Source organism: Streptomyces flaveolus (assembly GCF_014648815.1).
In the GTDB taxonomy this organism is placed as follows: Bacteria; Actinomycetota; Actinomycetes; order Streptomycetales; family Streptomycetaceae; genus Streptomyces; species Streptomyces flaveolus.
Map to the genome: position 1 here is coordinate 52,945 of NZ_BMRV01000018.1, position 23,619 is coordinate 76,563.

26 protein-coding genes are annotated in these 23,619 nt (G+C 74.5%); 17 read left to right on the forward strand and 9 right to left on the reverse strand.

Going from position 1 to position 23,619, the window contains the following annotated elements:
• The first annotated feature begins 24 nt into the window (after nt 1–24).
• Nucleotides 25–903 (forward strand): alpha/beta fold hydrolase, encoded by an 879-nt coding sequence (locus tag IEZ05_RS31370; protein ID WP_189233680.1) that lies wholly within the window; start codon nt 25–27, stop codon nt 901–903.
• A gap of 30 nt (nt 904–933) precedes the next feature.
• On the opposite strand, the gene IEZ05_RS31375 is transcribed toward IEZ05_RS31370, so the two are convergent.
• Nucleotides 934–1,362 (reverse strand): VOC family protein, encoded by a 429-nt coding sequence (locus tag IEZ05_RS31375; protein ID WP_189233681.1) that lies wholly within the window; start codon nt 1,360–1,362, stop codon nt 934–936.
• A 177-nt stretch (nt 1,363–1,539) separates the two neighbouring features.
• Between IEZ05_RS31375 and IEZ05_RS31380 the strand changes: the two genes are divergently transcribed.
• The 5 genes from IEZ05_RS31380 (at nt 1,540) to IEZ05_RS31400 (ending at nt 8,789) form a co-directional block, all read left to right on the forward strand.
• On the forward strand, nt 1,540–2,178 hold the full coding sequence (locus tag IEZ05_RS31380) for a LysE family translocator (protein ID WP_189233682.1): 639 nt from the start codon (nt 1,540–1,542) through the stop codon (nt 2,176–2,178).
• Between the two features lie 136 nt (nt 2,179–2,314).
• A complete protein-coding gene (gene lanKC, locus IEZ05_RS31385) occupies nt 2,315–4,933 on the forward strand; it encodes a class III lanthionine synthetase LanKC (protein ID WP_189233683.1) in 2,619 nt (872 codons plus the stop codon).
• Nucleotides 4,934–4,968: 35 nt separating this feature from the next.
• Nucleotides 4,969–5,097: a mycelium formation morphogenetic lantipeptide SapB gene (ramS, locus tag IEZ05_RS31390; protein ID WP_003972313.1), complete on the forward strand. Its 129-nt coding sequence runs from the start codon at nt 4,969–4,971 to the stop codon at nt 5,095–5,097.
• Nucleotides 5,098–5,232: 135 nt separating this feature from the next.
• Nucleotides 5,233–7,005 (forward strand): ABC transporter ATP-binding protein, encoded by a 1,773-nt coding sequence (locus tag IEZ05_RS31395; RefSeq protein WP_229869949.1) that lies wholly within the window; start codon nt 5,233–5,235, stop codon nt 7,003–7,005.
• A complete protein-coding gene (locus IEZ05_RS31400; RefSeq protein WP_189233684.1) occupies nt 7,002–8,789 on the forward strand; it encodes an ATP-binding cassette domain-containing protein in 1,788 nt (595 codons plus the stop codon). The genes IEZ05_RS31395 and IEZ05_RS31400 overlap by 4 nt, the downstream gene beginning before the upstream one ends.
• A gap of 26 nt (nt 8,790–8,815) precedes the next feature.
• Here the strand turns inward: IEZ05_RS31400 and IEZ05_RS31405 are convergent, their stop codons facing one another.
• Nucleotides 8,816–9,409: a response regulator transcription factor gene (locus IEZ05_RS31405; protein ID WP_189233685.1), complete on the reverse strand. Its 594-nt coding sequence runs from the start codon at nt 9,407–9,409 to the stop codon at nt 8,816–8,818.
• Between the two features lie 382 nt (nt 9,410–9,791).
• On the reverse strand, nt 9,792–10,028 hold the full coding sequence (locus IEZ05_RS31410; protein ID WP_189233686.1) for a hypothetical protein: 237 nt from the start codon (nt 10,026–10,028) through the stop codon (nt 9,792–9,794).
• A 164-nt stretch (nt 10,029–10,192) separates the two neighbouring features.
• On the opposite strand from IEZ05_RS31410, the gene IEZ05_RS37140 reads away from it, so the two are divergent.
• The 3 genes from IEZ05_RS37140 to IEZ05_RS31420 all read left to right on the forward strand — a co-directional run bounded on the left by IEZ05_RS37140 (nt 10,193) and on the right by IEZ05_RS31420 (nt 12,264).
• A complete protein-coding gene (locus IEZ05_RS37140) occupies nt 10,193–10,279 on the forward strand; it encodes a putative leader peptide (protein ID WP_350721800.1) in 87 nt (28 codons plus the stop codon).
• A gap of 226 nt (nt 10,280–10,505) precedes the next feature.
• The gene (gene ssuE / locus IEZ05_RS31415; protein WP_189233687.1) at nt 10,506–11,060 is read left to right on the forward strand and encodes an NADPH-dependent FMN reductase; all 555 of its coding nucleotides are present in this window, start codon (nt 10,506–10,508) and stop codon (nt 11,058–11,060) included.
• A gap of 40 nt (nt 11,061–11,100) precedes the next feature.
• Nucleotides 11,101–12,264, forward strand: coding sequence for an LLM class flavin-dependent oxidoreductase (locus IEZ05_RS31420; RefSeq protein WP_189233688.1), 1,164 nt, complete (start codon nt 11,101–11,103; stop codon nt 12,262–12,264).
• A 33-nt stretch (nt 12,265–12,297) separates the two neighbouring features.
• Here the strand turns inward: IEZ05_RS31420 and IEZ05_RS31425 are convergent, their stop codons facing one another.
• Nucleotides 12,298–12,723, reverse strand: a complete 426-nt coding sequence (locus IEZ05_RS31425; protein ID WP_189233689.1) for a PPOX class F420-dependent oxidoreductase — start codon at nt 12,721–12,723, stop codon at nt 12,298–12,300.
• A gap of 80 nt (nt 12,724–12,803) precedes the next feature.
• Nucleotides 12,804–13,694: an NAD(P)-dependent oxidoreductase gene (locus IEZ05_RS31430; RefSeq protein ID WP_189233690.1), complete on the reverse strand. Its 891-nt coding sequence runs from the start codon at nt 13,692–13,694 to the stop codon at nt 12,804–12,806.
• A gap of 152 nt (nt 13,695–13,846) precedes the next feature.
• Here IEZ05_RS31430 and IEZ05_RS31435 point away from each other — a divergent pair, with 152 nt between their 5' ends.
• Nucleotides 13,847–14,293: a type II toxin-antitoxin system PemK/MazF family toxin gene (locus tag IEZ05_RS31435; protein ID WP_189233757.1), complete on the forward strand. Its 447-nt coding sequence runs from the start codon at nt 13,847–13,849 to the stop codon at nt 14,291–14,293.
• On the opposite strand, the gene IEZ05_RS31440 is transcribed toward IEZ05_RS31435, so the two are convergent.
• Nucleotides 14,278–15,117 (reverse strand): TIGR02452 family protein, encoded by an 840-nt coding sequence (locus IEZ05_RS31440; protein WP_189233691.1) that lies wholly within the window; start codon nt 15,115–15,117, stop codon nt 14,278–14,280. The two genes, IEZ05_RS31435 and IEZ05_RS31440, sit on opposite strands and share 16 nt — an antisense overlap.
• Nucleotides 15,114–15,380 carry a hypothetical protein gene (locus IEZ05_RS31445; protein WP_189233692.1) on the reverse strand — a complete coding sequence of 89 codons (267 nt, stop codon included), beginning with the start codon at nt 15,378–15,380 and terminating at the stop codon, nt 15,114–15,116. Before IEZ05_RS31445 ends, IEZ05_RS31440 begins: the two co-directional genes overlap by 4 nt.
• Nucleotides 15,381–15,405: 25 nt before the next feature.
• Here IEZ05_RS31445 and egtA point away from each other — a divergent pair, with 25 nt between their 5' ends.
• From egtA to egtD, 4 genes are read left to right on the forward strand one after another with little or no spacing between them, the layout of a single operon-like run.
• Nucleotides 15,406–16,707, forward strand: a complete 1,302-nt coding sequence (gene egtA / locus IEZ05_RS31450) for an ergothioneine biosynthesis glutamate--cysteine ligase EgtA (RefSeq protein WP_189233693.1) — start codon at nt 15,406–15,408, stop codon at nt 16,705–16,707.
• Nucleotides 16,704–18,083, forward strand: coding sequence for an ergothioneine biosynthesis protein EgtB (gene egtB, locus IEZ05_RS31455; RefSeq protein ID WP_229869950.1), 1,380 nt, complete (start codon nt 16,704–16,706; stop codon nt 18,081–18,083). Before egtA ends, egtB begins: the two co-directional genes overlap by 4 nt.
• Entirely contained in the window at nt 18,083–18,916 is an 834-nt protein-coding gene (gene egtC / locus IEZ05_RS31460) for an ergothioneine biosynthesis protein EgtC (protein ID WP_189233694.1), read from the forward strand. Before egtB ends, egtC begins: the two co-directional genes overlap by 1 nt.
• On the forward strand, nt 18,913–19,875 hold the full coding sequence (gene egtD, locus IEZ05_RS31465) for an L-histidine N(alpha)-methyltransferase (protein ID WP_189233695.1): 963 nt from the start codon (nt 18,913–18,915) through the stop codon (nt 19,873–19,875). Before egtC ends, egtD begins: the two co-directional genes overlap by 4 nt.
• Nucleotides 19,876–19,906: 31 nt before the next feature.
• Here egtD and IEZ05_RS31470 read toward each other — a convergent pair whose 3' ends face one another.
• On the reverse strand, nt 19,907–21,172 hold the full coding sequence (locus IEZ05_RS31470; RefSeq protein ID WP_189233696.1) for an extracellular solute-binding protein: 1,266 nt from the start codon (nt 21,170–21,172) through the stop codon (nt 19,907–19,909).
• Between the two features lie 278 nt (nt 21,173–21,450).
• Here IEZ05_RS31470 and IEZ05_RS31475 point away from each other — a divergent pair, with 278 nt between their 5' ends.
• A complete protein-coding gene (locus IEZ05_RS31475) occupies nt 21,451–21,666 on the forward strand; it encodes a dodecin (protein ID WP_189233697.1) in 216 nt (71 codons plus the stop codon).
• Between the two features lie 54 nt (nt 21,667–21,720).
• On the opposite strand, the gene IEZ05_RS31480 is transcribed toward IEZ05_RS31475, so the two are convergent.
• The gene (locus IEZ05_RS31480; protein WP_189233698.1) at nt 21,721–22,212 is read right to left on the reverse strand and encodes a phosphatase domain-containing protein; all 492 of its coding nucleotides are present in this window, start codon (nt 22,210–22,212) and stop codon (nt 21,721–21,723) included.
• Nucleotides 22,213–22,318: 106 nt separating this feature from the next.
• Here IEZ05_RS31480 and rpmF point away from each other — a divergent pair, with 106 nt between their 5' ends.
• Together rpmF and IEZ05_RS31490 are read left to right on the forward strand one after the other, a co-directional pair.
• Nucleotides 22,319–22,489 (forward strand): 50S ribosomal protein L32, encoded by a 171-nt coding sequence (gene rpmF, locus IEZ05_RS31485; protein ID WP_189233699.1) that lies wholly within the window; start codon nt 22,319–22,321, stop codon nt 22,487–22,489.
• 73 nt (nt 22,490–22,562) lie between these two features.
• On the forward strand, nt 22,563–23,582 hold the full coding sequence (locus IEZ05_RS31490) for an LLM class flavin-dependent oxidoreductase (protein ID WP_189233700.1): 1,020 nt from the start codon (nt 22,563–22,565) through the stop codon (nt 23,580–23,582).
• Nucleotides 23,583–23,619: the final 37 nt, after the last annotated feature.

The following is a 23,619-nucleotide window of genomic DNA, read 5'->3' on the forward strand; positions in this document are numbered from 1 at the left end:
AACACCGAAAGGCACCGATCAGTCATGGCACCGACCATTCCCGGCTTCACCTACGACCGTGTCCCCGTCGCCGACGGCGTCGCGCTGAACGTGGCCGTCGGCGGCTCCGGCAGCCCGCTCGTGCTGCTGCACGGTTTCCCGCAGACCCACCTGATGTGGCGGCACGTCGCCGCCGACCTCACCGCCGAGCACACGGTGATCTGCCCGGACCTGCGCGGCTACGGCGACAGCGACAAGCCCGCCGACCCCGACGGCACCGCGTACGCCAAGCGGACCATGGCCGCCGACGTCGTCGCCCTGGCCCGGGCGCTGGGGCACGACAGGTTCGCGCTGGCCGGGCACGACCGGGGCGCCCTGGTCGGGGTCCGGGCCGGACTCGACCACCCGGACACGGTGACGCACCTGGCCGCGCTGGACGTGCTGCCGACCCTGGACATGTGGGACGTGCTGCACGGAACGACGGCGGCCGTGGGTTTCCATCTGTATCTGATGGCGCAGCCGCCCGGTCTGCCGGAGCAGCTGATCGGCGCCGCGCCGGACGCCTTCTTCGGCCACTTCCTCGACGTCTGGACCCGGGACGCGGGGGCCCTGCCCGCCGACGTCCGCGCCGCCTACCTGAAGGCGTCGCGCGAGGCGGTGCCGTCCATCGTGGCCGACTACCGGGCCTCGGCGGGCATCGACGTCGACCACGACCGGGCCGACCGCGAGCGCGGCAACCGGCTGCGGATGCCGGTGACCGTGCTCCAGCAGGACTGGGGCACGGTCCTCGGTTACGACGCCGTCGCGCTGTGGCGGGCCTGGGCCCCCGAGCTGCGGCACGTCACGGTCGGCTGCGGCCACTTCATGGCGGAGGAGGCGCCCGGGGAGGTCGCCGGGGCCCTGCGGGACCTGCTGGCCCGGTAGCCGTTCCGCCGGGGGTCCGGCCGCCGCCGGTCAGTGTGCTCCGGGCACGTCCTCCGTGACACCGTTCAGCGGTGAGGACGGGTCACTGCCGTAGGGGCGGGTGAAGGCCTCCATGCCGTGCCCGGACGGGTCGGTGAAGTACACGCCGCGTCCGCCGTCGTTGCGGTTGATCCGGCGCGGGTGCCGCCCGTGCGGGTCGGCCTGGATGGGGACCCGGCCCTCGACGAGCCGGGCGAGGATCGTGTCGAACTCGTCCTCGGAGACGAGGAACGCGTAGTGCTGGGCCGGGATGTCGATGCCGACGGTGGCGAAATCCAGGGTGACGCCGTTGGCGGTCGTCACGGGCAGGAACATTCCGGCGGGTTCCCCGACCTCGAGGCCGAGGATTCCGGCGAGGAAACGGGCGGACTTCTCCCGGTCGCGGGAGAGAACGATGGTGTGGTTGAACTCGACTGACACGGGTCAATGCCTCCACGGGCATCTTTGCGGCGCCTCCATGCCTCACCCGGCCGGTGACCGGCACGCGATGCCGCGCGCAAGATCCTAGGCGAGCGGACCGGCCGTGTCGATCGTGCCGGCCCGCTCGGCGGGGAAATGCCGTGGAAGGCCGGGTCCGCCCCGTGCTTGCATGGCGCCATGGTGTCCCCCGACCGTCTCCTCGCCTTCGCCGCCCTGTCGCTGCTGCTCATCGTGGTGCCGGGCCCCAGTGTGCTGTTCGTGATCGGCCGGGCGCTCGCGCAGGGGCGCCGGGCCGCGCTCACCACGGTCGTGGGGAACACCCTCGGCGCGTACGTGCTGGTCGTCGCCGTCGCCCTGGGGGTCGGGTCGGTCGTGGAACGCTCGCTCCTGGTCTTCACGGTGCTCAAACTGGCGGGCGCCGCCTACCTCGTGCACCTCGGGGTGAAGGCGTGGCGCGAACGCCGTTCCCTGCGGGCGGCGTTCACCGGCGACGGCGGGACGCCCGGAGCCCGGCGCACCTTCTGGGAGGGGTTCGCGGTCGGTGTGACCAACCCCAAGACCATCGTCTTCTTCGCCGCGGTGCTGCCGCAGTTCGTCGACCGTGAACAGGGCGGTGTCGCGGTGCAGATGCTGCTGCTCGGCCTGGTGTTCAACGTCATCGCGGTGGCCTGCGACAGCGCCTGGGGGCTGCTCGCGGCCACGGCGCGCGACTGGTTCGCCAACTCCCCGCGGCGGCTGTCCGCGGTCGGCGGGGCGGGCGGCCTGGCCATGATCGGCCTCGGCGTCACGGTGGCCGTGACCGGACGCAAGGACTAGCACGGCGGCCGGGGCACCGGCGCCCGGCAAGTTACCTGTGCGTTCCGCACGTCCGAGAGGTGACAGCGGTGACTGTCCCGGACGCGGTGGCGCGTGACAGCGTCTTCCTCGGCACCGACCGGTGGAGGGAGAAGGCGTGAACAAGGGCTACGCCGTGTACTGCGACGCAGACCCGCACTTCTACGACGCGCCGCACCGCACGGCCCCCGGCACCGCGGCGGCCGGCACCCGGTACGCGGCGGCCACCGAGCCGGTCCCGGCCGGATGGCAGCGCGGCGAGAGCGGCGACTGGCTGGCCCTGCGGCCGCTGGACGCCGAACTGCCCGCGCAGGGCTGGAAGATCCACGTCTCCGCCTGCCTGGACAACGCCGAATCCGTCCTGGAGCGCGTACGGCGACACTGCCTCGAGCACGGTGTCGCGTTCAAGTTCGTCCCGAGCCGCTACCTGCTCCACCAGCGCAACGCCAAGTACGCCGACCGGGCGGGCAGCGGCAAGTTCATCACCGTGTACCCGGCGGACGAGGAGCGGTTCGAGCAACTCGCGGGCGAGCTGAGCGCCCTGCTGGCCGGCGAGCCGGGACCGCACATCCTGAGCGATCTCAGACTCGGCGACGGCCCGGTGCACGTGCGCTACGGCAGCTTCACCCGCCGCAACTGCTACGACGAGGACGGCGAGCTGCGGCCGGCGGTCGCGGACCCCGACGGAGTGCTCGTTCCGGACCTGCGCGGCCCGGTGTTCCGGGTGCCCGACTGGGTGAGCGTGCCGGCGTTCCTGCGGCCCCACCTCGAGGCGCGGGCCACGGTGACCCTGGCGGACATCCCCTACACCGTCGAGTCGGCGCTCCACTTCTCCAACGGCGGCGGCGTCTACCGGGCGCGGGACACGCGCACCGGTGAGCTCGTGGTCCTCAAGGAGGGCCGCCCGCACGCGGGGCTGGCGGCCGACGGGGCGGACGCGGTGGCCCGGCTGGAGCGCGAACGCCGGGCCCTGGAGCGGCTGTCCGGTCTGGACTGCACGCCCGAGGTGCGGGACGCGTTCACCGTCGGGGAGCACCACTTCCTGGTCCTCGAACACCTCGACGGCAAGCCGCTCAACACCTTCTTCGCCCGGCGCCATCCGCTCATCGAGGCCGACCCGGACGAGGGGCGGCTCGCCGAGTACACCGAGTGGGCGCTGGACATCCACGCCCAGGTCGAGCGGGCCGTCACGCAGGTGCACGAGCGGGGCGTGGTCTTCAACGACCTGCACCTCTTCAACATCATGGTCCGCGACGACGGACGGGTGGCCCTGCTGGACTTCGAGGCCGCCCATCACGTCGACGAGCCGGGCCGGCAGACCGTCGCGCACCCCGGCTTCGTGGCGCCGCCCGGCCGGCGGGGACCGGCCGTGGACCGGTACGCCCTGGCCTGTCTGCGGCTGGCCCTGTTCCTGCCCCTGACCAGTCTGCTGGCGCTGGACCGGCGCAAGGCGGAGCACCTCGCCGACGTGGTGGCGCGGCAGTTCCCGGTCCCGAGGGCCTTCCTGGACGCGGCGGTCGCCGAGATCACCGGCACGCCGGTCCGTCCGCCGTCGGCGCGCCGGGACCGGAGCGGCTTCGTCCCGGTCGAGCCGGGCGACTGGCCCCGCAGCCGGGACTCGATGGCGGCGGCCGTCCGCGCGTCGGCGACCCCGTCCCGCGACGACCGTCTGTTCCCCGGCGACGTCGCCCAGTTCGCCACGGCGGGCGGCGGCCTCTCGTTCGGATACGGCGCGGCCGGCGTGCTGTACGCCCTCGCCGAGAGCGGTGCGGGACGCGACGAGGACGGGGAGCAGTGGCTGCTGGAGCGGACGAAGGAGCCGCCGTCGGGCATGCCGCTGGGCTTCCACGACGGGATCGCGGGGACCGCCTGGACGCTGGACCGCCTCGGGCACCGGGCCCGGGCGCTCGACCTGACCGCGACCCTCCTCGAGCATCCCCTCGACGGACTCTCCCCCGACCTGCACGGCGGCACGGCCGGCATCGGCCTGATGCTGGACTCCCTGGCCGCCTCCACCGGGGACACGGCCCTGCGCACGGCTGCCCTGCGGTGCGCCGAGCTGAGCGCCCGGAGCGCACCGGCCGGTCCGCCGGGCGGGGGGTCCGGCCGCCGGGCCCGCGCCGGTCTGCTGCACGGCGCGACGGGCAGCGCGCTGCTGTTCCTGCGCCTGTACGAACGCACCGGGGACACCGCCCTGCTGGACCTCGCCGGCGACGCGCTGCGCCAGGATCTCGCGCGCTGCGTCCGCGGCGCGGGCGGCGCCCTCCAGGTGGACGAGGGCTGGCGCACCATGCCGTACCTGGGGGCCGGCAGCGTGGGCATCGGCATGGTGCTCGACGACTACCTGGCGCACCGCGCCGACGAGGAGTTCGAGCGGGCGCGGAGCGAGATCGTGCGCGCGGCGCAGGCCATGTTCTACGCCCAGCCCGGGCTCTACCGGGGCGTCGCCGGCATGGTGCTGTACCTCGGCCGGACGACGGCGCCCGGCCCGGGCACCGGGCCGGCGGCCGTCCGGCGCCAGATCGACGCGCTGGCCTGGCACGCCATGTCCTACCGCGGCCGGCTCGCCTTTCCGGGCGAGCAGATGATGCGCCTGTCGATGGACCTGTCCACCGGGACGGCCGGCTGTCTGCTGGCCCTCGCGTCCGTACACGGCGACCGGTCCGCCGGTCTGCCGTTCCTCCCACCGCCGCGGCCCGAGCCGCGGCCCATGAGCCGGTCCCACGAGGGGCCGTGAACAAGCACCCGTTGTCCGTACGAAGGGATGAGCACATGAACCTGTTCGACCTGCAGTCGATGGAGACCCCGAAGGAAGAGGCCATGGGGGACGTCGAGACCGGCAGCCGCGCCAGCCTGCTGCTCTGCGGCGACAGCAGCCTCAGCATCACGACCTGTAACTGACGTCCGAGACGGCCCGCCGCGGTCACCGCGGCGGGCCGTGCGGTCCGGTACCGGCGTCCCGGCCTCACCGCCGGGGCGCCGGTGCCGTGTCTCGTCGCCGCCGTGTGCGGCGCCGACCACGAGGAGGGGCTGCCGGTGGACACGACCCCGGTCCGGCGACGACAACAGCGTGTGCCCGGCGCGGACCCCGGCCGTGGGCCCGAACTGCTGGTGCTGGTGTGCTCGGTGGCGGCGGCCGCCGCCGCGGTCGCGCAGCCCCTGGTCCTCGGCCGGGCGCTGGACCTGCTGCTGGACGACGGCGGCGCCGGGCCCTGGCTCGCGGCGAGCGTGGCGCTGCTCGCCGGCGAGGTGCTCCTCGACAGCCTGACCGCGCTGCTCACCGGCCGGTGCACCGCCGGCTGGACGGCGGCGGTCCGCTCCCGCGCCCTCACCGGCCTGCTGCACGCCGTACCGGAAGGGGCGCGTCCGTACTCCGCGGGAGACGTCGGGACACGGCTGACGCTCAACGCCTCCGACGCGGGCGGCGCCCCGGCTGCCCGGGCCGCGCTGGCCGCCTCGCTGATCACCCCGGCCGGCGCGCTCGTCGCGCTGGCCTTCGTCGACGTGTGGGTGGCCGGGTGCGTGCTGGCCGGACTGCCCGCCCTGGTACTGGTGCTGCGGGTCTTCGCGCGCGACACGGGGGCGTCGGTGCGTGCCTACCAGCAGGTGCAGTCGGACATCGCGGGCCGCCTGCTGGAGGCCATGGAGGGCGCGGAGACCATCGCCGCCGCCGGGACGGCGGGCCGTGAACGCGAGCGCGTGCTGCGGCCGTTGACCGAGCTCAGCGCGCTGGGCGAGCGCATGTGGGCACTGCACGGGCGGGCACTGGCAACCGGCGGTGTGCTCGTCCCGCTGCTGACGGTGGCGGCCACGGCCGTCGGCGGGCTCCGGCTCGGCGCGGGCGCCCTGAGCGTGGGCGAGCTGCTGGCGGTGTGCCGCTACGCGCAGCTGGCCGCCGGGTTCGGCAGCGCGGCCACGCTGCTCGGCGCGCTGGTCCGGGGCCGGACGGCGCGGGAGCGCACCGCCGCTCTGGAACGGCTGCCCGCCCTGCGCCACGGCAGCCGGACCCTGCCCCCGGGTGGCCCCGGCGTCCTCGAGATGCGCGGCGTACGTGTCCTGCGCGAGGGGGCGGAGGTCCTGCGGGCGGACGACGTGGTGGTGCCCGGCGGGGCGACGGCCGCGGTCGTGGGCCGCAGCGGCGCCGGCAAGTCCGTACTGGCCGCCGTGGCGGGCCGGCTGATCGACCCCGACGAGGGCGAGGTCCTCCTGGACGGCGCCCCTCTGGCCTCCCTGAGCCGTGCGAGCCTGCGCGCCGAGGTCGGTTTCGCCTTCGCGCGTCCGGTGCTGGGTGACGGCACGGTGGCCGAGGCGGTCGCGGCCGGGGCACCCCCCGCGACACCGCACCGGGTGCGGGAGGCGGTCCGTCTCGCGGGTGCCGACGCCTTCGTACGCCGCCTGCCGCGGACGTACGACACCCGGCTCGCCGACGTCCCGCTTTCCGGCGGCGAGTACCAGCGCCTGGGGCTGGCCCGGGCGTTCGCCCACGCGGGCCGGCTGCTCGTGATGGACGACGCGACCTCCAGTCTGGACACCGCCACCGAGCACGCCGTGGACCGGGCGGTGCGCCACTCCCTCGAAGGCACCACGCGCCTGGTCGTGGCGCACCGTCCATCGGTCGCGGCCCGGGCGGACCTGGTGATCTGGCTGGAGGACGGGCGGGTACGGGCGGTCGGCCCCCATCGGCGGCTGTGGGAACGGGCCGCCTACCGGGCGGTGTTCGCCACCGGCGTGGAATCCGGCGCCGAGGAGGCGGACGCCGGACCCGCGGGCGACCGGATCGCCTCCGTGCACGGCGAGGCGCGGCCGTGACCGCCGCCGACGGCAGCCGGACGGCGTGGTCCGGCCGGGAGCCCGGTCCGCTGCGCCGGGCCGTACCGCCCGCCCGGCGGTTCCTGGCCGGGCGCAAGGGCGTCCTCGCGCGGCTCGGGGCGTGGTCGGTGGCCGAGTCGGCGCAGACCTTCCTGGTCGGGTACGGCGTCGCCCAGTCCCTCGACCGTGGGTTCCTGGCCGGTGACACGGCCGCGGGGCTCGGCTGGCTCGCGCTCGCCGCCGTCGCCGTGGTGCTCGGGGCGCCCGTGATCAGGGGTGTCTTCGCCCAACTGGCCGGACTCACCGAGCCGTTGCGGGACGGTCTGGTGCGGCGGGCGGTCGAGCGGTCGATGGCGCGGGCGCAGGCCCGTCCGGGTGGTGGGGACCGTGCCGCCGTGTCGCGGCTCACCAACCAGGTGGAGATCGTGCGGGACAGCTTCGCCGGGCTCGTGCTGACCTTGCGCTCGTTCGTCTTCACCGCCGCGGGCGCGCTGCTCGGCCTGTTCTCGCTGGCCCCGGCGCTGCTGCTGGTCGTCGTGCCGCCCCTCGCCGGGGGCCTGGCCCTGTTCCTGGTGACGCTGCGGCCCATGGCGGCGGCGCAGCGCCGGGCCCTGGCAGCCGACGAGGCGCTGGGCGATCACGCGGCGCGGACCCGGGGGGCACTGCGCGACATCACCGCCTGCGGTACGCAGGAGGAGGTGGCACGCAGCGGCGAACGGCTCGTCGCGGACGCCGCGGCCACCGCCCGTGTCCTCGCCCGCTGGGCCGCGGTGCGCACGCTGGCCCTCGGTGTCGCGGGCCAGCTGCCGGTCCTGCTCCTGCTGGTGGCCGTACCGTGGCTGCGCGGCAAGGGGGTCGGCACCGGGGCGTTGCTGGGCGCCTTCACCTACCTCGCCCAGGCCCTGCTGCCCGCTCTGCACACCCTGATGACGGCGATCGGCGCCGCGGGCACGCGGCTGCTCGTGGTCCTGGACCGGATCACGGGACCGGAGCAGCATCCGCCCCTCACCGGCACGCCGCCGGCGGCGCCCACAGCGCCCGCCGGCCGGCGGGCGGGGTCTCCCGCACCCGTCGTGGAACTGCGGTCGGTGACGCTGACGTACGGCGCGCGGGCGGAGCCGGTCCTCGACGCGCTCGACCTGCGTGTGGAGGACGGCGAACACCTGGCCGTCGTCGGCCCCAGCGGCATCGGCAAGTCGACCCTCACCCGCCTGGTCGCCGGGACGCTGGCGCCGAGCGGCGGGGTGGTCGAGGTGGCCGGCCGTACGGTCACCGGCCGGGACCCGGCCGAACTCTCCGCCCTGCGCGTCCTGTTGCCCCAGCAGGCGTACGTCTTCTCCGCGACGGTGCGGGACAACCTCACGTATCTGCGGCCGGACGCCTCCGTGGCCGGCATCCGGGCCGCCGTGCGCGAGCTCGGTGCCGACGGTCTCGTCGAGCGCCTGGGCGGGCTGGACGCGCCGCTCAGCCCGGGCGATCTCTCGCAGGGCGAGCGCCAGCTGCTCGTGCTGGTGCGGGCGCACCTGTCCACGGCGCGCCTGCTCCTGCTCGACGAGGCGACCTGCCACCTCGACCCGGCCGCCGAGGCGCGGGCCGAGGAGGCCCTCGCCCGGCGTCCGGGTGCGCTGGTCGTGGTGGCCCACCGCATGTCGTCGGCGCTGCGGGCCGACCGGATCCTCGTACTGGACGGTGTCGGTGCGACCTGCGGGACGCACCGTGAACTCCTCGGTCGTTCACCGCTCTACCGCGATCTGGTGGGGCACTGGGGCGAGACCGGGAAGTGACCCGGGGCGCCCCGTGCCCCGCCTTCTCACACCCAGCCGGCGCTCTGGACTATGCGTATCGCGTCCACCCGGTTGCGCGCGCCGACCTTGCGTATCGCACTGGCCATGTAGTTGCGCACCGTCCCCCGCGACAGGTGGAGGGCGCCGGCGATCTCGGCGATGGAGGAGCCCTGCGCGGCCTGCGCCACCACGTTCAGCTCACGGGCCGTCAGCGGTGTCCTGGACGCCTCGAGGAGGGCGACGGTGAGTCTCTCGTCGAGGAACCGTTCCCCCTTGGCGACGGTGTGCACGGCGTCGATCAGACGGTGGGACGGGGCGTCCTTGGCGACGAAGCCGAGCGCTCCCGCGTCGAACGCCCTGCGCAGCACACCCGGCCGTTCCGGAGCCGCGAGGACGACCAGCCGGGACCCGCACCGGTCCCAGAAGGGTGCGCGGCAGAGTTCTGTGCCCTCCAGACAGTCCCCGTCCACGACACACACGTCCGCGGGTAAGTCGTCCTCGTCGGCGTCCTCGCCCTGGGAGGACATGGACGAGACCTCGAGTCCGTCGGCGGACAGGAGCAGTTGTGCCAGCGCCGAACGCAGCAGCAGCGCGTCGTGCACCACGAGAACACGGACCATGTACGACCCCCAAGGTCTCCCGGCCGTCCTCGCGGACCACCGGGCTCGTCCCCCAATGTCCCCAGCCGTCTGCCCCGGGGTCCCGCCGCAGAAGCACGGAAGGTGGCCGCGCCGGGCCGACAGCGACATCAATACGCCGTTCTCGACGGCGTCGCGGAGCGCGGCCGGGACGGGCGGTCAGGCCGGATCACGCCCTTGGCGCGGGGTGTTCCGCGTCGGTAGCGGGCAGGGTGTGAAGCAGGGGCACGGAAGTGGCGTCTCCGTGCGGACCTCACGGGCCGAAAACCGTCGAAGTGAATGTGGCCCGAAAGACCGCGTCCAACCTCCTCCGACTTGCCCCGCGCGGCTCCATCCGTATGGTCGGCGCCGGCGCCACGCCGCGCTACTCGGTGGCGTGTCCCCGTCGGCGCTCCCGGGCCCGCTCGCCCGCCCGCCGGGCCGTGCCCATCAGCCGTTCCCGCCCCGCGGACAGCAGCAGGGCCAGCGGCGTCACGATCAGGGCGATCAGCAGCGCCGGACCCCAGTCCATGCCGTCGCGCCGGTACCGCAGGATCAGCGCGGCACAGGCGTAGGTCAGCACGACGATCAACGCGTTCTTGAGCGGCTCGGGCAGCGTCATGCAGGCTCAAGTACCCCGGGCGCGGGCCCACATGGCGTGCCGGGCGGGACTGTCTTCACAGCGTCGGCGCCGTTGTCACACCCGTGTGAAATCCCACGGGCGGGAGCCGGGAACGGCCGGCTGTTCCTTGACGGCCGCGCGGGCCGACTGCGACGATCGCCGTCATGAAGCAGACGCGACCGGATCTCACGCGGCGACGCCACGTCGACCTCGCGCGTGTCTCCAGCGCCTGCTGTCGCCGCCCGGTCTGACGCTCCAGCCGGCAGGCCCGCTCTTTCCCGCAGCGGCGCGAAACCCCTCGGCCACCGCCGCCCTCCCGCGCGAGCCGTCCCCTCACCCGCGCACACGCACGGCGCGTTTGCGACGAGCCGGCTCCCCCGCTCGGGTCCGCGCCCGCCGGCCCTCCTGTCCCCTTCCCGCACCCCCGCGTGCTCCGGCACGCGCGGGCGTCCGGGCGTTTCTCGAAAGAGGTCCCCCATGGCCACCGTCCTGTCCGTCTCCGGCAGCCCTTCCGCCTCCTCCCGTACCAACCGTCTGCTGCGCCACCTCGACGAGCGGCTGGTCGCGCAGGGCCACCGGGTGATCCCGCTCGACGTCCGCACCATCCCCGCCGAGGCGCTGCTGGGCGCCGACTTCGCGCACCCGGCCATCGTCGAGGCCACCGAACTGTTCGCCGCCGCGGACGGCGTGGTCGTCGGCACCCCGGTCTACAAGGCCGCGTACTCCGGTGTGCTGAAGGCGCTGCTGGATCTGCTCCCGCAGTACGCGCTCACCGGCAAGACCGTGCTGCCGCTCGCGACGGGTGGCAGCGTCGCCCATGTGCTGGCCATCGACTACGCGCTGCGTCCGGTCCTCACCTCGATGGGCGCGCGGCACATCGTCCAGGGCTGGTTCACCCTCGACCGGGACATCACCCGCCACGACGACGGGACCCTGTCGGTCGCCCCGGCCGCCGCCGAGGCGCTCACCCAGGTGGTCGACCAGTTCTCGGCCGCGCTCGGGCACGCCCCGCTGCTCGCCGCGGCCAGCTGACCCCGGCGCCCCGACGACCTCCCCCCTGATCGGAGACGGCATGTCCCTGACCTTCCACTGGTTCCTGCCCACCAACGGCGACAGTCGCGACGTCGTCGGCGGAGGCCACGGCACCCCGGCCACCACGTCCGGCCGGGACCGGCCGCCGACGGTGGCCTACCTGAGCCAGATCGCCCGCGCCGCCGAGACCCTCGGTTTCGCCGGCGCGCTCACTCCCACCGGTGCCTGGTGCGAGGACGCCTGGCTGACCACCGCGATGGTCAGCCAGCACACCGAGCGGCTGAAGTTCCTGGTGGCCTTCCGGCCCGGGCTCCTGTCGCCGACGCTCGCCGCGCAGATGGCCTCCACCTTCCAGCGGCAGACCGGCGGGCGGCTGCTGCTGAACGTGGTCACCGGCGGGGAGAGCCGGGAGCAGCGGGCCTTCGGCGACTTCCTCGACAAGGACGCCCGCTACCGCCGTACCGGCGAATTCCTGAGCGTGGTCCGGCAGTTGTGGGACGGCGGGAGCGTCGATCTGCTCGGCGAGCACCTCCGGGTGGAGGACGCGAAGCTGGCCCGCGTGCCCGACCCGGTGCCCGAGGTCTACTTCGGCGGCTCGTCGCCCGCCGCGATCGAGGTCGCCGCGCGGCACGTCGACGTCTACCTCACCTGGGGCGAGCCGCCCGCGCAGGTCGCCGAGAAGATCGCCCGGGTCCGGGAGCTCGCCGCGCGGCAGGGCCGCACCCTTCGCTTCGGCATCCGGCTGCACGTCATCAGCCGCGACACCTCGGCGCAGGCCTGGGCCGAGGCGGAACGGCTGCTGTCCGGCTTCGACCCGGCCACGGTGAGGGCCGTGCAGGACGGCCTGGCCCGCAGCGAGTCGGAGGGGCAGCGGCGCATGCTCGCCCTGCACGGCGGCGCCCGCGACGGCCTGGAGATCCACCCCAACCTGTGGGCCGGCATCGGCCTGGTGCGCGGCGGCGCGGGCACCGCCCTGGTCGGCAGCCACGAGGAGGTCGCCGGGCGGATCGAGGAGTACGCGTCCCTGGGCATCGAGGAGTTCGTGCTCTCCGGCTACCCGCATCTGGAGGAGGCGTACTGGTTCGGCGAGGGCGTCCTGCCGCGGCTGGCCGCGCGGGGCCTGTGGCGGCACCCCTCCGACGGGCCGGCCCCGGCCCCTCCGGCGCGGACGGCACAGGCGGCACAGGCGGTCTTCGCGAGCTGAGCCCGGCCGGCGCGGAACCGGCCGGGCCGGCGCTCAGGTCGACGCCTGGTCGCTGTCCTTCATCGAGCCCCAGCCGTGCCAGCGCTCGACCTCGATCCACGCGCTGACCCGGGCGCGGACCCGGTCCGGGTACGCCTTGCCCGTGTAGTGCGTGGAGATCCGGTCGATGTCGGCCAGGCCCTCGTCGTCACGGGTCTCGGTGACGCGGCCGATGAGGGTGACGTGCGTGTACCAGTCGTCGCCGTCCAGCACGGTGAGGGTCACGCGCGGGTCGCGACGCAGGTGCTTGAGGCGTACGCGGCCCTCGTCGAGGCTGATCAGGACGCGGCCGTCGTCCTCCCACACGTACCAGGTGGGGGTGGAGACGGGGGCGCCGTCCGAGCGGAGCGTGGCCATCACGCACGGGTTGGGGCGGCGCAGCAGGTCGACGGCCTCGGGCGGCAGCGGGGGCTTGGACATCGGAACTCCTTCGTGTCTTGATCGTTTCGAGGCTGCTCGGCATTTCCGTTTCTTGCGCTCGTCCGGTACCCCGGACGCGCTCAGTCGGACGGCTTCTCGACGAAGCTGGCGAAGTAGGCCGCCGCCATGTCCTCGTCGCCGTGTCCCTGGGCCGCGGCACGCTCCAGGCGCTCCGCGCTCGCGGCGGCGACGTCCAGGCGTACGCCGTTGCGCTCGCCCGCCTCGACGATCAGGCGGGCGTCCTTCGCGGCGGTGGTGACGGCGAACTGGGGCGGGGTGAGGGCACCGTCGCGGATCAGGCCGGCCTTTGCGCGCAGATAGCCCATGTCGAGGGGTCCACCGGCGATGGCGTCGAAGAAGCCGTCGGGGTCCACGCCGAGCGCCTGTGCCAGGGCCAGGACCTCGCCGACCGCGTTGGTGGTGGCGAGGACCCAGCTGTTGGCCACGAGCTTGAGGCGGGTCGCGCTGCCGACGGCACCGTCCTCGCCGGTCCACACCGTACGGGAGCCCACCGCGTCGAAGACGGGCGTCACCGTGTCGCGCGCGTCGGCCGGGCCGGCGGCCAGGACGAGCAACTGGCCGGTCTCGGCGGGCTGCCGGGTGCCGAGCACCGGGGCGTCGAAGAAGACCAGGCCGTGTTCGCGGGCGAAGGCGGCGAGGTCCGCGACCGCGTCGAGACCGGCGGTGGTCGACTGCACCCACGCGGCGCCGGCGCGCAGGCCGGGGGCGGCGCGGCGCATGACGTCCAGGGCGGCCGGGCCGTCGTACAGCACGGTGAGGACGACGTCGGCGTCCCGCACCGCCTCCTCGGGGCCGTCGGCGATGTGCACGCCGTCGGCGGCCAGCGGCTCGGCCTTGTCCCGGCTGCGGTTCCAGGCGTGGACGGTGAGTCCGGCGCGGGCGAGGTTGCGGGCCATCGCGGCGCCCATGATGCCGGTTCCCAGGACGCTCACGGTGAGCTTGTCGGTCATGACGTCGGCTTCCTGTTCTCGTGCTCGTACGGAGGGTGGCCGAAGATCAGCCTGCCATCCGGCCGGGGGCCGCGCCGACCGGGTCGGGGAGCTGCTGTCCGGGAACTGCGGGACGCGTCGCGTACGGTACGGCCGTGAACGCCTTCACCCGCATGACCGATGACAGCGACGCGTACGTGCCCGGCCGGCACGGCCCCTTTGCGACCACCGAGGCGGACCCGCGGGAGGTGGGCCGGGTGCGTACCGAGTACGCACCCGCGCACGACGGGGACCCGGATCCGGGCGAGATCGTCTGGACGTGGGTGCCGTACGAGGAGAACGACGGGCGCGGCAAGGACCGTCCCGTGCTCGTCGTCGCCCGGGAGGCGGCGGGCACGCTCCTGGCCGTGCAGCTTTCCAGCAAGCGGCACGACGGGGACCGGGAGTGGGTGCCGATCGGCAGCGGGCCGTGGGACCGGTCGGGGCGGGACTCCTGGGTGGACGTGGACCGGGTGCTGCGGCTGCACGAGGCCGGTATGCGCCGCGAGGCGGCCGCGCTGGACCGGATGCGGTTCGACCTCGTGCGGCAGCGGCTGCGGGAGCGCTACGGCTGGAGCTGACGCCCGTCGGCGGCGGCCTCCGGGAAGGTCCGCGCGAACGCGGCGCGGACCGTGCCGCCGGGTGTGCGGTCCAGGATGCCGAACGTCACCCGTTCGAACGCCGAGGCGAACCGTCCGCCGGGTCCGAGCAGCGTCCGGAAGGCGCCCGCGACCTGGGCCGGGTCGTTGCGGAACACGCCGCAGCCCCAGGCGCCGAGCACCAGCCGCCGGTAGCCGTGGGCCGCGGCCGTCTCCAGCACCCGTTCGGCACGCACGGCCAGCGCCGTGCCCAGCTCGCCGGTGCGCTCCGGTGCGGTGCGCAGCACGACGCCCGCGTTCGGTGCGGCGGCGGTGAGGAATCCGGCCGTGTACGGCGCCTCCAGCAGCCGTCCGCGGTCGTCGCGGAAGACGGGCACGGCGGGCGAGTGGATGACGCGGTCCGTGTAGAACGGGTCGCGGTGGGCCCGGTGGTGGTCGTAGAACGCGCGGGCCCGCAGCAGACACGTGTACAGGGCGGAAGCCCGGCACAGGGCCTCCTCCTGGGCCTGGGCACCGTTGAGGTAGCCGCCGCCTGGGTTGCGGGCGGAGGCGAAGTTCAGTACCGCCACCTCGCCGCCGAGCCGGCGGGCGGCCTCCAGGCTGCTCTCGCCCGTGACCTCGAGGACCGTGGCCACCGGGGCGGACGGTGGCACCCCGACCGGCTCCGGACCGTGGATCCGGGTGCCCTCGCGGGCCGCCTCGACCGCCGCCGCGATCCGCACCTCGCGCCCGCCCGGCGTGCGATAGGCCCCCGCCATGACGATCTGCTCGGTCTGCTGCGCGATGCCACGCAGGCGCGCGCTCATGGCGCCACCCCCGTGGACGCCATGACCGCGCGCCGCGCGGCCTCCCCCGTCGTGCTCATGCGGGAATCCTGGGTGATGCTGGTGGTGCGGCGCAACGGCATTTCCCGGCCCGGGAAACGACGGGGGAAGTCCTCGGAAACGGTCGGGTCGTGGAGATTGCCGAACTGGAACGTCCCGATATGCACCCTTGTGCGGAGCGGCGTGAGGGTCTTGGGTGGGACGAGTGTGCCGACCCGGCCCACCACGAACAGGGTCGGCGACATGGTGGAATCTCAGGAGGATCCCGACATGTCCGAAGCGGTAGGTGGCTGTACGCGGCCACGCACCACCGTCACGGAAGCCGAGGTCGAGGCGCTGGTCCACGGCATCTGCTTCAAGACCGGTCCGCCCGCGCGCCTCGGCGTCGAGGTGGAGTGGCTGGTCCACGAGCTGGGCGCGCCGTGGCTCCCCGTGACAGACGAAAGACTCGAAGCGGTGTACACCGCACTGCGAACCGTGCCACTGAACTCGGCGCTGACCGTCGAGCCGGGCGGCCAGCTGGAACTGAGCTCCCTGCCCGCCGCCTCCCTGATGGGGTGCGTCGACGCCGTCCGGGCCGACCTGGACGCCGTCCGGGCGGTCCTGCGGGAGGACGGTCTCGCCCTCGTCGGCCTCGGCCACGAGCCCTGGCGCTCACCCCGCCGGTACCTGCGCCAGGCGCGGTACGACGCCATGGAGGCCTGCCTCGACCGCACCGGTCCCGCGGGCCGCTTCATGATGTGCACCACCGCCTCCGTGCAGGTGTGCCTGGACGCCGGGCACGAGGAGCCCGGTCAGCTCGGTCACGTACGCCGCTGGTGGCTCGCCCACCAGCTGGGCGCGGTCCTGGTGGCCGCGTTCGCCAATTCCCCGCTGTCCGGCGGCCGCCCCACCGGCTGGCGGTCCACGCGGCAGCTGCGGTGGGCCCAGATCGGCACCGGCCGGGCGGGCGGACCGCCGCTGGACGCCGACCCGCGCCGCGCCTGGGCCCGCCATGTGCTGGACGCCCCGGTGATGTGCGTACGCCGGGACCGCGGCCCCTGGGACGTGCCGGACGGCATGACCTTCCGGGAGTGGACCAGGTCCCGGTCGCCGAGACCGCCGACCAGGGAGGACCTCGACTACCACCTCACCACGCTGTTCCCGCCGGTCAGACCGCGCGGGCATCTGGAGCTGCGCATGATCGACGCGCAGCCCGGGGACGACGGCTGGATCGTGCCGCTCGCCGTCACGGCGGCGCTGTTCGACGACCAGGAGGCCTCCGAGACCGCCTACCGGGCCGTGAAGCCCCTCGCGGAGCGCACCCTCGGCCGGCCCGCCCCGCACAACCCGCTCTACCGGGACGCCGCCCGCGACGCCCTGACCGATCCGGAGCTGCGTGAAGCGGCCGGCGTCTGCTTCGCGGCGGCGCTCGACGCGCTGCCCCGGCTCGGTGCCACCACCGGGGTGACGGACGCGGTCGCGGCCTACCGGGACCGCTACGTCGCCCGGGGCCGCTGCCCCGCCGACGACCTGCTGGACACGCACGACGGCGCGGGCCCCGGCCCGCACGGGAGGGAGACCCGCCCATGACCGACTCCGTCACGGACACCGCCGGCGGCCCGGCCACGGGCCCCACCGCCGAACCGGCAGCCGACCCCCGTGTGGACCCCGAGACGCTCCGCGAACGGGCCCTGTCCACGCTCGTCACGGCGCGTGAGCGCACCACGCTGCTGACCAGCTGCGTGGAGGGGCCCGACCTGACCGCCCAGGTGTCGCCGCTGATGTCCCCGCTGGTGTGGGACCTCGCGCACATCGGCAACCAGGAGGAGCAGTGGCTGCTGCGTGCCGTGGGCGGGCACGAGGCGATACGGCCCGAGATCGACAGCCTGTACGACGCCTTCGAGCATCCGCGCGCCGCACGCCCCTCGCTGCCGCTGCTGCCGCCGGACGAGGCCCGCCGGTACGCGGCGGACGTGCGCGGCCGGGCCCTGGACGTGCTGGAGGGCGCCGCGTTCCACGGGACGCGGCTGACGGAGGCGGGCTTCGCCTTCGGGATGATCGCCCAGCACGAGCAGCAGCACGACGAGACCATGCTGATCACCCACCAGCTCCGCAAGGGGCCGCAGGCCCTGACGGCCCCGGACCCGGACCCCGTCCCGCTGTTCACCGGCCCGGCGGAGGTCCTGGTGCCCGGCGGCCCGTTCACGATGGGCACCTCGGCCGAGCCGTGGGCCCTGGACAACGAACGGCCCGCGCACCGGCGTGAGGTGGCCCCGTTCTTCCTCGACACCACGCCGGTGACGAACGCCGCGTACCAGGCGTTCATCGAGGACGGAGGCTACGACGACCCCCGCTGGTGGGCCCCGGAGGGCTGGGAGCACATCCGCCGCCACTCGGTCACGGCCCCGCTGTTCTGGCGCCGGGACGGCGGGCAGTGGCTGCGGCGCCGCTTCGGCGTCACCGAGGTGGTGCCGCCCGACGAGCCGGTGGTGCACGTGTGCTGGTACGAGGCCGACGCGTGGGCCCGCTGGGCCGGGCGGCGGCTGCCCACCGAGGCCGAGTGGGAGAAGGCCGCCCGGCACGATCCGGCCGGCGACCGCTCCATGCGCTATCCGTGGGGCGACGCCGACCCGGGCCCGGAGCACGCCAACCTCGGGCAGCGGCATCTGCGCCCGGCGCCCGCGGGCAGCTATCCGGCCGGTGAGTCCCCGCTCGGTGTACGGCAGTTGATCGGCGATGTCTGGGAGTGGACGTCGAGCGACTTCGCCCCGTACCCCGGTTTCCGGGCGTTCCCGTACCGGGAGTACTCGGAGGTGTTCTTCGGGCCGGACTACAAGGTGCTGCGCGGCGGTTCGTTCGCCGTGGACGCGGTGGCCTGCCGGGGCACGTTCCGCAACTGGGACTATCCGATCCGGCGGCAGATCTTCTCCGGGTTCCGCACCGCCCGTTCCGCGGAGGGCTCCTGATGTGCCGTCACCTGGCCTATGTGGGCCCCGCGGAGCCGCTGGGCCGGCTCCTGGTGGAACCGGCGCACGCCCTGTACCGCCAGTCCTGGGCGCCCCGGCGCCAGCGGTACGGCACGGTCAACGCCGACGGGTTCGGCGTCGGCTGGTACGCCGAGGGCGACCCGCTGCCGGCGCGCTACCGCCGGGCCGGGCCGATCTGGGCCGACCAGTCCTTCGCCGACCTGGCCCGGGTGGTGCGCACCGGCGCGCTGCTGGCCGCCGTGCGGGACGCGACGCTGGCGGGTGCCGACGCGGAGGCCGCGGCGGCGCCGTTCGCCGCGGGGCCCTGGCTGTTCAGCCACAACGGCGCCGTGGCGGGCTGGCCCGGCTCGCTGGAGCGGGTGGCCGGGACCCTGCCGGCCGGGGAGTTGCTGTCGCTGGAGGCCCGCAACGACTCGGCGCTCGTGTGGGCCCTGGTCCTGCACCGGCTGCGCGCCGTGGGCGCGGGTGAGCCGCGGCCGCGCGCCGACGCGCGGGCGCTGGCCGACACGGTGCTGGAGGTCGCCGCGGCCGCCCCCGCCTCCCGGCTCAACCTGCTGCTCACGGACGGCGAGACCATCGCGGCCACCGCCTGGGGCGACACCCTCTGGTACCTGGCCAGGCCCGGCGGCGGCACGGTCGTCGCCTCCGAGCCGTACGACGACGACCCGCACTGGCAGGAGGTCCCCGACCGCACCCTGCTCGCGGCGAGCGGCACGGACGTGCTGCTGACTCCGCTCGAGGACCCGCGCGAGAACGCCCTGGTGCCCGCGGCCACGACCGCTTCCGTATCTGTGAAGGAGCCCCGCACGTGAGCCCGTTCCGCCTCACCCGCACGCTGCCCGAGGACGCCACGGACGCCGCCCTGCGCGCCGACGTCCTGGCGGGCCTGTCGAGTACGCCCAAGTCGCTGCCGCCCAAGTGGTTCTACGACGCGCGGGGCAGCGAGCTGTTCGAGGAGATCACCGGGCTGCCCGAGTACTACCCCACCCGGGCGGAGCGGGAGATCCTCGTCGACCGGGCCGGGGAGATCGCCGCCGCGACGGGCGCCCGCACGCTGGTGGAGCTGGGCTCGGGTTCCTCGGAGAAGACACGGCATCTGCTCGACGCGCTGACCGGGCTGGACGCGTACGTGCCGGTCGACGTCAGCGAGAGCGCCCTCACCCGGGCGGGGCAGGCGATCGTCGCCGAGCGGCCGGGGCTGCGGGTGCACGCGCTGATCGCCGACTTCACCGCCGGGCTCACGCTCCCGGACACGCCGGGTCCCCGGCTGGTGGCGTTCCTCGGCGGCACGATCGGCAATCTGCTGCCCGCCGAACGGGCCGCGTTCCTGGCGTCCGTCCGTGCCCTGCTCGCCCCCGGCGACGGGCTGCTGCTGGGCACGGACCTGGTCAAGGACGAGCGGGTACTGGTGCGGGCGTACGACGACGCGGCCGGAGTGACGGCCGCGTTCGACAAGAACGTCCTGGCCGTGATCAACCGCGAACTGGGCGCCGACTTCGTGCCCGCCGCCTTCGACCACGTCGCGGTGTGGGACCCGCAGCGGGAGTGGATCGAGATGCGGCTGCGCTCGCGCACGGCGCAGACGGTGAAGGTCCAGGCGCTCGACCTGGCCGTGGACTTCGCCGCCGGGGAGGAACTGCGCACCGAGGTGTCCGCGAAGTTCCGCCGGGAGGGCGTGCGAGAGGAGTTGTCCGCGGCAGGCCTGGACCTCGCCCACTGGTGGACCGACGGCGAGGAACGCTTCGCGCTGTCGCTGAGCCGGGTGCGCTGAGCCGGCGCGCCGAGACGGGACCCGCGCCCGGTCAGCCGGCGTCGGGGTCCAGGAGTTCGGCGATGCGGTCGGAGGCCCGCTCGGCCTCCGGCCGCGCCTCGGCGCCCGTGAGGACCTTGGTCATGTACTCCTTGATCGGGTTGTCCGCCTCGACGGCACCCCACAGGGGCGTGCTGGGGGTCGCCCGGCCCTGCGCGGCGCCGGCGGCCATCGCCTCGACGCCTTCCTCGCCCGCGACGTCCGCGGCAAGGGACTTCTTGTTGGGGACGTAGTTCATGGTGCGGGCCAGGTCGGTGTTCCACTTGGCCCCGGTGAGGGCCTCGAGCACGGCGACGGCACCGTCCCGGTCGTCGGTGTTCTCGGGGACGACGAGGTCGGAACCGCCGGTGAAGACGGCCCCGGGCTTGCCCGCACTCTTGCCGGGCACGGGGAAGAAGCCCAGCTTGCCCTTGAGCCCGGGGTTCTCGCGCAGGATGGACTGGGCGAGCCCCGGCACGGCGATGATCTGCGCGACCCGGCCCTTCGCGAACACCCCGGCCTGCGGCGGGTGCTCCTCGTCGGCGTCGACGGGTCCCTTGCCCAGGGCCTGCAGTTCACGGTAGAAGTCCATGCCGCGCAGGGCGGCCGGACTGTCCAGCGCTCCCGTCCAGACGCCGCCGTTCTCCTTGGCGAGGTCGCCGCCCTCGTCCCAGATGAAGCCGGACAGCGTGTACCAGTCCTGCCCGGCCAGGTAGATGCCCTGGTCGTCGCCCCGGTCGAGTTTCTCGGTGGCGGCGAGCCACTCCTCGCGGGTCCGCGGCGGCCCGGTGATGCCGGCCTGCTCGAACAGGTCCTTGCGGTAGATGACGACGCGGTTGGCGGCGTACCAGGGGATGCCGAACTGCTGGGACAGGTACTCCCCCGGTTCGGCCAGGCCGGGCAGCCAGTCGCGGATCCCCCAGTCGCGCATCGACTCGAGGGTCAGGTCCTCCAGCCGGCCGCCCTCGGCGTACTGCGGGACCTGGGTGTTGCCGACCTCGATGACGTCCGGCTGCCCGTCACCGCCGTCGGACTTCAGCGCGGTCTGCACCTTCTCGCCGATGCCGGTCCACTCCTGGATGCGGACGTCAAGGTCCAGGTCGGGGTGCTCGCGTTCGAAGTCCTCGGTGAAGCGCTTCAGGAAGTCCTCCGAGGCGCTGCCCTTCATCAGCCACAGGGTGACGGCGCGCCGCCCGCTCCCGCCGTCCGAGGAGATCAGACCGCAGCCGCTGAGCAGGGAGGCGGACACGCAGACAAGGGCGAGGAGGCGACGTCTCACGAGGGGTCCTTCTGGTCGAACAGTGTCGGTGACGGACCGGTGGGTCCCGCGCACGCGAAGGGAGACCCGACGTGGGGGGACGAGCATGAGGCTCGTACGGGTGTCTGGGATTTTGGTATGGACCAATGCGTAGGTCAAGGGGGAGACCCAGCCGGGAGGCCGGCGAGGACGGCCGACGGGGACACCGACGCCTCGCGCTCCGCCGCCGCGTGGGGCACGGTGGAGTGACGCGTGCCACACGCGACACCGCCGCCCGCCCCGCAGGAGGGAGCACCCGCATGTCGAACCACACCTACCGGGTCACCGAGATCGTCGGCACCTCGCCCGACGGCGTCGACCAGGCCATCCGCAACGGCATCACCCGCGCCTCGCAGACCCTGCGCAACCTGGACTGGTTCGAGGTCACCCAGGTGCGCGGCCAGATCGAGGAGGGCGAGGTCGCCCACTGGCAGGTGGGCCTGAAGCTCGGTTTCCGCCTGGAGGGCTCGGACTGACGCCCCGCCGGGGGCGGACCGGGACCTGCGGAGGAACGGGGGCCGCCCGGGCGGTCAGGTACGCCCCTGCCGCTCCTGGGCGTCCTTCAGCTCGGCCGATCCGGCGGCCCAGTCCGCGCGGACGACGGTGAATCCGGCCCGTTCGGCGTCGGCGCACACCAACTCGTCGTCGTCCACCAGGACGCGGATCTCGCGGGCGCGGGCGAGCCGGCCCAGGATCTCCAGCTTGGTGCGCCGGGCGGGCCGGCGGTCGGTGTTGCCCCGCATGTACACCCGCCCCTCGGGGAGCCCCTGCGCGGCGAGCCAGTCGAGCGTGTCACGCCGGCAGCGCTCGGGCCGGCCGGTCAGGTAGACGATCTCGCACTCCCCTGCGCTCGCGTGCACCAGCGCGATGCCCTCCGGCAGCGGCGGATCCTGGGGCGCGGCGGCGAAGAAGGCGTCCCAGTCGCGCGGCCGGCGCTCCAGGAAGCACTGCCGGTGTGCGGTGCCGGCGAGGGTGTTGTCCAGGTCGAACACGGCCAGCGGAGGCCTGCTGCTGTCGGTCACGCCCCCCACCCTAGGGCGAGGGCCACGGCGACCGGCAACCCCTTGTTTGTTAATGGGATTCATTTTCAGGTAGCGTCCCGACGGTCACCGACCGAAGGGAAGTCCCATGGCCGTTCCGAAGCGGAAGATGTCCCGCAGCAACACCCGCCACCGCCGCGCCCGGTGGAAGGCAGCCGCGCCGGTCCTCGTGCCCGTCACCGTCAACGGCGTCCGCCACCTCGTCCCGCAGCACCTGGTGCGGGCCTACGAGCGCGGACTGCTGCGCCCCCAGGGCTGACCGGGGCCGGCCGGCCGCCCCGTCCCGGGAGTCGTCCCGGGAATCCTCGCGGCGCGCACGCGTTGAACCCCGTGTGAGCTCAGTGATCGCGACGACCCGCTTCTCCGTCCTCGACCGCTCCCGCATCCGCGAGGGCCGCACCGGCGCCGAGGCGCTGCGCGACACCGTGGCCCTGGCCCGGGAGGCGGAGCGGCTCGGCTACCACCGGTTCTGGGTGGCGGAGCACCACGGCGTGCCCGGGGTGGCCGGCTCCGCGCCGACCGTGCTGGCCGCCGCCGTCGCCGGCGCCACGCACCGCATCCGGGTCGGCACCGGCGGCGTGATGCTGCCCAACCACCGGCCCCTGGTCGTCGCCGAGCAGTTCGGCGTGCTGGAGTCGCTCTTCCCGGGCCGGATCGACATGGGTCTCGGCCGGTCGGTGGGCTTCACCGACGGCGTGCGCAAGGCGCTGGGCCGGGACAAGGACGACGCCGAGGACTTCGACGCGCAACTGGCCGAGCTGCTCGGCTGGTTCCGGGGCACCTCCCCCACGGGTGTGCACGCCCGCCCCGCCGAAGGGCTGACCGTGCCGCCGTTCGTGCTGGCCATGGGCGAGGGCGCGGCCGTCGCCGCCCGCGCGGGCCTGCCGATGGTCATCGGCGACCTGCGCGACCGCGACCGGATGCTGCGCGGCATCGACCGCTACCGCGCCGCCTTCCGCCCCTCCGCGTGGAGCCGGGAGCCGTACGTCGTCGTCTCGGGCACCGTCGCCGTGGCCGCCACCCCGCAGGCCGCCCGGCGCCTCCTGCTGCCGGAGGCCTGGTCCATGGCCCACGCGCGCACCCGCGGCGCCTTCCCGCCGCTGCCGCCGGCGGAGGACGTCGAGGCCCGCTCGATGACCGCCAAGGAGCGCGATCTGTACGAGTCCGGCCTGAGCGGCCACATCGCGGGCACCGAGGAGCAGGTCGCCGGCGAACTGGAGACGCTCCTGAAGGAGACCGGCGCCCAGGAGGTGCTCGTCACCACCAGCACGTACGACCGCGAGGCCCTGCTGGACTCCTACCGGCGGCTCGCCCGCGTCACCGGCGCGGGGACGGGGACCGCCCCAGCGTAGAATCGCGGGGTTTGTCCCGCCGGCCGTGACCCGAAGA